This is a genomic window from Pontibacter qinzhouensis, from assembly GCF_008017455.1.
Taxonomy (GTDB): domain Bacteria; phylum Bacteroidota; class Bacteroidia; order Cytophagales; family Hymenobacteraceae; genus Pontibacter; species Pontibacter qinzhouensis.
Genome location: NZ_VRTY01000166.1, coordinates 1 through 7408, shown reverse-complemented (window position 1 = coordinate 7408; position 7408 = coordinate 1). Strand labels below are relative to the sequence as shown.

Below are 7408 nucleotides of genomic sequence, written 5' to 3'. Positions count from 1 at the left end.
CCGTTCGGCAGTGTTTTTTTTAATGGTAATCAGGTTGGGCAGCGAGATAACTGCTTTTACTCCTTCCATTGTCAGAAGCTCATCCGAAAGCACCTTCAGTTCCCGGAAGTTCTGGAGCTGGAAAATGCTTTTGTCCTGCATTCCGGTTACCAGCACATTGCCGTCTTTGCTGAAGGTCTGTTTAAAGCGCTGGGAGTACACCATGCCCGGATCGTCCTGCGACACTACATTAGCAAAATCATACGACATTTCCACGTCTTTGGCGTGGTAGGCCATAAAAGATGGCAGAATGGCTAACAGGATGATCAGCCGCAGCCTGTTCTTAATTATAAATAGTGCTATTCTATTCCACATAATCCGCTACAATTCGGCAAAGGTAGCGAATTAGATTGTTTTATGTTTGGTAGTTTAGCACGAAGGCACTTAGGGCATAAAAGAAGCCTCAGCTGTGGCCGAGGCTTTAGTGGTGTTCTACTTATTTTTACTTGATGAACTTGATTTGGAGGAATCGTTTTTGGGAACACAGTTAGGTACTTCTTTCCCGTTTTTCTCCTTCATACCCACCGGCTCATAGCCTTTCCAGCAAGGGTTATTCTCTTTCAGGTTATTTTTATCTTTTGATGCTGCCATAGTTTCCATCGTTAAAATCTTCTCTTTTACGGATGGCAACTACTTTTAGCTTAAACTACCTTACTCTTTCTATCAACGAAAAATTATATAATTCATATATTCCTATAATCTTAGGAACAGTGGATAAATAGTTAGCTTACAGCCTTCATCTTATTATAACAGCATTTCAGGTTCTTTATGCTAACATAATCAATTACACTCTTCAGCCTTAGCTACTATAGATAAAGTTTAATTTTTGTCCAATAGAATTGCTACTTTAGTTATCTGAATCCTTATGTACTCCATTAATGGTGGCTTTACCCTTGAGCGATTTTGATAAAATTCTCTTTGGAAGGCTGTTTTGATTTAAATAATTACGAAAAGTAGCTGTTTATAATAATTACCCATACTAGCTTTAATTACTTGGAAGGGGATTTCTATAACTTTTATTCACAACAGCGCCTTGCTCCTCTTTATGGTATAAGGTCCTTAATGTAAGATATTTTTTACTTAACATAATATTTAAACTTAATGAATTAAAATATTCTGTTTTTCCGGTTTCTAAAGTTAAAAGGAGATAGCAGGTGTTTCCATAGGATCGGCATTGGCAGTATCAATAGAGTGCTGTTCCGGGTAAATCATAACGAAGCTGTTCTGCAGGAAGTGCTTCGAAAGCATTTTCGGAATGTTGTGCAGCATAGTGTTGTATGATACACTCCCGGATCGGGCACTGATTACAATAAACAGCTCATCTTGCTCAACCTCCCGACCTAGAATCAGGAACTCCTCCAGGTCTTCGAATAACACATACTTTACGTTTATACTGGCCTTGGTTTCTTTAAAAACCGTAGCAATGCGCTTGTTTGTGAAATCTGAACCATAAAAAACAAGCGGTGCGCCCAGTTGTTGGGCTATGGTACGAACAGTATTTACCCAATGCACAAAGCCAGGCTCAAACTCTGCTTTGGGAGGCACAAGCACTTTTATTCTTTTGATTGTATTAATAGGTTGAATGAACTTTGCTACCAGCACCATCTCTCCTGTTTTGCGCAGCAGCTTGTCGAGCAGCCCTCCAAAGATTCTGTCTTTTGTGGATACCTTCTCGTTCCAGCCAATCACAACCTCTGTGATCATCAGGTCTTTAATGGCCCGCACAATACCGTTTGTAATACTGATATCCACACGCGTAAGTACGGCTACCTCGGTATCGGTGGCGGCGGCGTAGTTCTTGGCTTTTTTGAGCAGCTTGTTACTTTCCAGCAGATTCTCCTTTGTTTGCTCATCGTCTTTGATCAGGGCCAGCGGGTAAATGGGCTCAATGGATTTGGGATTTTTCATGAGCACGGCAAAATCGATGAGCCGCTCCATGGTTTGGGCATTCGCAATGGGCACGAGTATGCGCTCCGGAATTTCAGATACGTCAGGGGTTTGGCTGCTCTCGATCATGGCCTGTTTTACAGCAGCTTTTTCGGTGGCAAAGGAGCTGATGATGCAAGTGACCAAAATCATGAGGATGGTACCGTTCAGTACATTCTCGTTCAGCAGGCCCAGCCGGAAACCAACCAGCACGGCAGCCAGTGTAGCCGCAGCCTGGGAGTTGCTCAGGCCAAACATAAGCAACCCTTCGGTGCTGGAGAAGCGGAAGATCTTCTGGCTCAACCAGGCCGCCAGCCATTTGGCCGTAACAGCAACAGCAATCATGGCACCAGCTACTATCAGTGCCTCCGGGCCACGCACCAGCACCCGCAGGTCTACGAGCATACCCACGCCAATCAGGAAGAACGGTATAAAAAGCGCACTGCCTACAAACTCGATCCGGTTCATGAGCGGAGACGAATGTGGGATGAGCCTGTTCAGTGCCAGCCCCGCCAGGAAGGCCCCGATGATAGGTTCTACACCCGCTATCTCGGCTAAAAAGGCAGCCAGAAACACCATTGCCAGCACAAATATATACTGCGATACGCCATCTGTTTCGTAATTCTTAAAGAACCAACGCGTAAACCGGGGGAAGCCGAACCACACTATAGCTGAGAATATAAGGAGCGAGATGGTGAGCCTGATCCAAAATTGCGTATTGAGTTCTCCGGCTGTTGCCCCAGCTATAACTGCCAGCACTAAAAGGGCTGCGGTATCGGTAATGATGGTTCCGCCTACAGTAATGTTTATTGCCCGGTTTTTGGTAATGCCAAGGCGACTCACGATGGGGTACGTGAGGAGCGTGTGCGATGCAAACATACTGGCCAGCAACACCGACGAGAGCCAGTTAAAATGCAGCACGTACAACGACACCAGTGTTCCCAGCGTCATCGGGATAAAGAACGTCAGGCTGCCAAACACCAGGCTTTTCCCTCTGTTCTTCCTGAAGTCGTTCATGTCGATTTCGAGGCCGGCGAGGAACATGATGTACAGCAGCCCAACTGTACCGAACAGCACAATGCCCTGGTCGCGCAGCAGCATGTTAAACCCATTCGGCCCGATAGCCACGCCTGCCAGAATCAGTCCGATAATGCTGGGAATTTTGATCTGTTTGAGAAGCACTGGCGCGAGCAGAATGATAAAAAGCACCAGTGAAAAGATCAGCACCGGATCTTTTATAGGGAAATAATCAGGAAAGTAATTTTCTAGATTCAGAGTCATAGAATTTATGGAGCGGCTGTAGGTTTCCAACTAACAAGATACGCAATTATAAGATTGCTTCTACTCCTACAGATTCTGCAAATGATGGGCAAAGAATGAGATTTCGTGTGGAAGTGCTTCAGAAAATTAGCTACTGATAGTCAGCTTCAGAAACCACACCCTTGTGGATAAACAGCTTTAAAAGCACTATAAAGTATTCTGAAGGGCATTTTCATTCTAATAATTTAATGGAAGTACTATTGGTTTGATGTGCTGGTTTCCAGCTTGGAAATATATAGATTTAAAGCAGGAGAAGAGAAATTGAGAATAGGTAAAAAAGTAAATTACACCACATAACTAAACAAGGACTAGTAGCTAAAGAAGCTTAGCGCCTGCTTCGCCAGCTATCTGCTATGATGGTGGCGGCAATTGGTGCTTAGGAAGCAAGGCTCAACTCAAGCGTTCTATAAAAGCAACAGCCCATGACTTTACGCCACGGGCTGTTACTTTTGAATAAGTTTTAGTACTACTATTATTTTTCAAGTGTCTCGAAGATGCTCTTAAACGAAACTGCTTTTTCTATATAAGCTTTTAGCTCGCTGATTGGTAAACGCACTTGCTCACGAGAATCGCGGTCGCGTACGGTAATGGTGTTGTCTTCCAGCGTCTGGTGATCTACGGCAATACAGAACGGCGTTCCGATCAGGTCCTGGCGGGTATAGCGTTTGCCTATGCTGTCGCGCTCTTCGTAAATCAGGTTGAAATCGTATTTCAGGTCGTTGTAGATCTCAGTAGCTTTTTCTGGCAATCCGTCTTTTTTGGTAAGCGGAAGTATGGCAGCTTTAACAGGAGCCAGTGCCGGGTGCAGCTTCAGGAAGGTACGTGTTTTGGTAGCGTCTCCTTCTGTTATTTCTTCTTCCTGGTAAGCGTTGCAGAGCGTCATCAGGAATAGGCGGTCAGCTCCTGCTGATGTCTCGATTACGTATGGTATATAGTTACCGAATGGTTTACCAGCTTCGTTCAGGTCGTTGTCGAAGTACTGCATTTTCTTTTTGCTCAGCTCCTGGTGCTGGCTCAGGTCAAAGTCGGTGCGGGAGTGGATACCTTCTATCTCTTTAAATCCGAACGGAAACTGGTACTCTATATCCACTGCGGCATTGGCGTAGTGCGCCAGCTTGTCGTGGTCGTGGAAACGTAGCTTGTCAGATGGGATTCCGATAGCCTCGTGCCACTTTTTACGGGTATTTTTCCACTGCTCGTACCACTCCATTTCGGTGCCAGGGCGCACAAAAAATTGCATTTCCATCTGCTCAAACTCACGCATTCTGAAGATGAATTGGCGGGCCACAATCTCGTTACGGAAGGCTTTACCGATTTGTGCAATACCGAAAGGCACTTTCATACGGCCGGTTTTCTGCACGTTCAGAAAGTTCACAAATATACCCTGAGCTGTTTCGGGGCGCAGGTAAATAGTGCTCGACTCTTCGGCCACAGAACCAACCTGTGTGGAGAACATCAGGTTAAACTGGCGTACCTCGGTCCAGTTAGTAGTACCGGAAATCGGGCATTTAATGTCTTCTCTGATGATTAATTCGCGTACGCCGTCCAGATTTTCCACTTCCAGCAACTTGCCCATTTCAGCAGTCAGAGCCCTGGCTCTTTCCATATCGCCGGCGTTTTCGTATTGGGCAGCTTTCTCCTCTATCAGCACATCGGCACGGTAGCGTTTCTTAGAGTCTTTGTTATCGATCATCGGATCGTTAAAGCTGTCTACGTGGCCTGATGCTTTCCAAGTAAGCGGGTGCATAAAAATGGCAGCATCCAGGCCTACCACATTTTGGTTTAGCTGGGTCATGCATTTCCACCACAGGGTCTTGATGTTGTTTTTCAACTCCACCCCCATTTGCCCATAATCGTAAACGGCTTGCAGGCCATCGTACACCTCGCTCGATGGGAATACAAACCCATACTCTTTCGCGTGCGAGATAATATCTTTTAGTTGTGTGTTTTCTACTGGTGTTTTCTCTTGTGTCGCCATGTCGCAAAGATAGTTGATTCAATACTGATTAAGGAGCATCGTCAAATTAAAAATTAGAAATTAAAAAATTTGAAATATTGAAAAATGTGGTGTCCTAGCTCCTTTAGAAGCATTTCTATCAGTTTTTCATTTGGAAGTCGCCGATTTATTATCACAGCTTTATTATGCCAAACGTACTTTACAGTTTTAGCCGCTAAGCTACGTATTTCCTTTATTTTGAATTTCAAATATGATAATTTCTGATATCACTTATTTCCTGCTATAGACTGCATCTTAACTTATCGGAATCAGAAATTATATCACCTTTAGAAAAACGATACACTACTTTTTATAATTTATTTAAAAAGTGAAGCAAATTCCGATAAGTTGTGTCGCTGTCTATAATCCACATTTAAGGCAATGGCTTAATTATTTCTGATAAGGCGTGCTCGTTCGCAACGCAATTTATTCTAACTTGCACGGTTTTTACTAATTGAACAATTAAATACAAAATGGCTAAGCGTAAAAAAGGAAGAAATAAGCCCGTTGTACCTAACCAACCTCACAAGTTCACAAAGCGACTCGGCCTGTTTGACGTTGTTTTCCAGAAGGAAAAGAAGTTTCTTTACTTCATCGCTTTCTCGTTTATTATTGCAGGCCTGGTATATCCTTATGCCTCCGTTGCTATGTGGATAGGGTTTGCTTTTGCGGGCTACTCTGCTATTGCTAACGACAGTATACAGACCATCGGAACGTTTATAGGTTCTAATGAAGACAAGAAGTGGTACTGGCAATGGCTGTTTATGGGCCTTATCTTTGTAGCTACCATAACCTACAGCTGGGTTGTTTTTGATGGCGATGTGTCTTACCAGCGCCTTGCCACACCAGGTCTTGACAAAACACCCACCAATTTTGTATTTCTGCAGCTTGCGGCTCCTATCATTCTTTTGCTGCTGACCAGGTTCCGGATCCCGGTTTCTACCACGTTTATGCTCCTGAGCGTTTTTACCGCTACTTCGGGCACCATACTCAGCATGATCAATAAAAGCATTGCCGGTTATGTATTGGCTTTTATATCTGCCTTAATCATTTACCTGCTGCTTACCAAAGTAATTAAACGCTTTATAAAGGGTGAAGCGCACGGTGCCTGGGTGGTGGCCCAATGGCTGATCAGTGGGTTTCTGTGGTATATCTGGCTAGCACAGGATTTGGCTAACATTGCCGTTTACCTGCCGCGCCAACTAAATGTATATGAGTTCCTGATCTTCACGCTGTTCATCTTCCTGGGGCTTGGCTTCCTTTTCTACAAGAAAGGCGACAGGATCCAGAACATCATCAACGAGAAATCGGAAGTACGCGACGTAAGAAGCGCCACCATTATTGACCTGGTCTACTCGCTTATCCTTTTCTATTTTAAGGAAGTTAACAATGTTCCGATGAGTACCACTTGGGTGTTTATCGGTTTGCTGGCCGGCCGTGAGCTTGGAATGCGCCTACGTGCCCATGACAACAGCGAAAAGTTTACTAAAACGTTTCGTCTTATTGGTAAGGACATTCTTTCTGTTACCATTGGCCTTATTATTTCTGTTATTCTGGCAGTGGCCATTAACCCGGTTATTCAGGAAGAAATTAAAGCTTACCTGTTTAAATAAGAAGCAGTATGTACAACAACAGAAAGGCCGGTTTATCCGGCCTTTTTTGTTTTGTGCCGGAGCAACAGCTTGTGTATAATTTTTTGCCTATCTGACTTTATTGCAGCTTTACGCACGAATCCGATTGATTTTTCAACAAGTCGAACTGCTACATTATAGTTAGCAGTAACTACTTTGTACAAGCTGCTTTTCCTTATGCTGCCTTATATCGGGAATAAATCAGGCTTGTATCTTTTTATTTTAATTTACTTATCTACTCCTTCCTCTCCTGCTTATTCAGGTTTCATACCATAAGAGAAACAATTTAATAATGCAGCTATTAAACAATCATTAACAAACAAGCAGCAATCAAATTATTCAAATGGAAATGACCTTCCGAAGACTTTTTGGCTCCAGATGTGTCAAGGGTCGGGCATAAAAAAACCGGCCGTGGCTAGAGCACGAGGGAGTGTAAACAGAACTGTGTCACTCGTTTTTTTAGTGGCTTTTTAGATGTTACGGCTTTAGCCTAACA

The 7408-nt window shown here is 43.8% G+C and carries 4 protein-coding genes and 1 pseudogene; 1 reads left to right on the top strand and 4 read right to left on the bottom strand.

Annotated features, from left to right (window positions below; translation table 11 throughout):
* The 4 genes and pseudogenes from FVR03_RS23315 to FVR03_RS23305 form a co-directional block, all read right to left on the bottom strand.
* Positions 1–354: pseudogene (locus tag FVR03_RS23315) on the bottom strand (hypothetical protein); the annotation flags it as partial.
* Between the two features lie 117 nt (positions 355–471).
* Positions 472–630: a hypothetical protein gene (locus FVR03_RS24655; protein ID WP_187270282.1), complete on the bottom strand. Its 159-nt coding sequence runs from the start codon at positions 628–630 to the stop codon at positions 472–474.
* A 546-nt stretch (positions 631–1176) separates the two neighbouring features.
* Positions 1177–3246 (bottom strand): cation:proton antiporter, encoded by a 2070-nt coding sequence (locus FVR03_RS23310; protein WP_147924182.1) that lies wholly within the window; start codon positions 3244–3246, stop codon positions 1177–1179.
* 511 nt (positions 3247–3757) lie between these two features.
* Positions 3758–5263: a glycine--tRNA ligase gene (locus FVR03_RS23305; RefSeq protein ID WP_147924181.1), complete on the bottom strand. Its 1506-nt coding sequence runs from the start codon at positions 5261–5263 to the stop codon at positions 3758–3760.
* Between the two features lie 491 nt (positions 5264–5754).
* On the opposite strand from FVR03_RS23305, the gene FVR03_RS23300 reads away from it, so the two are divergent.
* The gene (locus tag FVR03_RS23300; protein WP_147924180.1) at positions 5755–6894 is read left to right on the top strand and encodes a hypothetical protein; all 1140 of its coding nucleotides are present in this window, start codon (positions 5755–5757) and stop codon (positions 6892–6894) included.
* Positions 6895–7408: the final 514 nt, after the last annotated feature.